Source organism: Moorena sp. SIO3H5 (assembly GCF_010692395.1).
GTDB lineage: Bacteria > Cyanobacteriota > Cyanobacteriia > Cyanobacteriales > Coleofasciculaceae > Moorena.
Genome location: NZ_JAAHHS010000747.1, coordinates 1 through 1524 on the forward strand (window position 1 = coordinate 1; position 1524 = coordinate 1524).

1 pseudogene is annotated in these 1524 nt (G+C 41.6%); it reads right to left on the reverse strand.

The features are described 5' to 3' along the window. Window positions 1-96: 96 nt before the first annotated feature. Window positions 97-1301 (reverse strand): annotated as a pseudogene (locus F6K52_RS36195) (IS4 family transposase). Between the last annotated feature and the right edge of the window lie 223 nt (window positions 1302-1524).

Sequence of the window (1524 nt, forward strand, 5' to 3'; positions counted from 1 at the left end):
TTAAGAAAGCTAGATATGGCGATCGCCCCACAGACCTTACCGTTCCTTGAACAATAGCGATGAACCCAAGTTGGCTCTCAAAGGGTGACAACCTAACTACAGCTCTTGTTTCATAAGCGATAGAGCATTGAAGCCGCGTTGAAAATAGAGACGTTTATGGGGCTTGAGCGCCAGTAACGGCAGGACAAGGTCGGCCCATAATTGCATCGAAAATATCCAAGCATAGCCATAGAGACCCACATGAAAATCACTCGTTCGAAGCGGTTCATTAGTGTATTCTTGGATACGTGCCGCGTAGCTGTCCACCGTTCTATCCCGTAACCGTTGCCCGTACAATGTTGCCAAGGTATAGGCCATCATAATTAAGAGTAACAATGCAAAAAAACGAGTTTCATTGACTTGAGTATTTTCTAGATTATAGCCAGATGTTTTTATATCTTTAAACATCTGTTCAATACCCCAACGAACACGATAAATCGACAATGTTTGTTTGAGAGTCGGTAAATTAGTCAAGATATACCATGGCTCTTTAGGTCCTTTCCCACGATATTTTCGCTTCCAGTAGACCGCCAAATTCATCGGTCCAATACCATCTTCTTTATTGCATAAGACCTGGGTATAAAACTCAGATTGACCGGGCTTAAATCCTTTTTTCCCAACAATCTCATAATCGGATGCATCTTGAGGCTTAAAGTGCAGGCTTTTACGTTGTCGTAAACAAAAGGAAACACCTCTCGACTCAAGCCAGGAAGCCAGTTTAGGGCTATGGAACTCTCGGTCACCGAGGACCAGAACAGAATGCTGTTTAGATTTAAACAATCGTAAAACTTGCTTAATTATCCGTTTTTGGCAAACTAAATCACTGTTGCCTTTATGTCCTACTTCTTCAAAATATAGAGGTAAGGCATGGGTGCCCCATATCAAACTGGCCATAAACACATTGCGTTGTTTCCATTGGGTTCGATCAATAGCCACCACCCAAAACCCATTATTCTTCGATTTAAGTTTCTTAAAATGTCGGCGTTGTTGACGATTTAATGCTGTTCCATATTCAACCTGTCGAATCCAGTATTTAAGCAGGGGAAACCATAGTAACTGGAGACTTAATTTGGGCAGAAGGAGAAATCGTTGAAGATTGCGAATTCGACTTTTTTTTGAATCGGTTGGGGGAAGACTCCGGCCAGAGTAGACAGGGTGACATTTCGATGAGTCTGTATCAAGAGCAACAGTAACTCCAGGGTTAGGTACTGACTTTCGCTCAAGTGTTTACGGAGGAGAGTTTGGTAGAATGATGGCAACATTGTTTTTTAAGTGGGGGAAGAAATATCCCCTATTTTTTTGCCTTTTTATTTTCTCAAACTATTGCCTCATATAGATCAGAAATTGGTTGTCACCCTTTGAGAATTCTGCCATCTTTCGTCGAAAAGAGACCGGAACATAGTAAAGTGCGTTTCATTCAGGAGATCCCTCAATTATGAACAAACCATGGTTCAACAGCAGTTGCCTTTTGATTACGGTATTTTC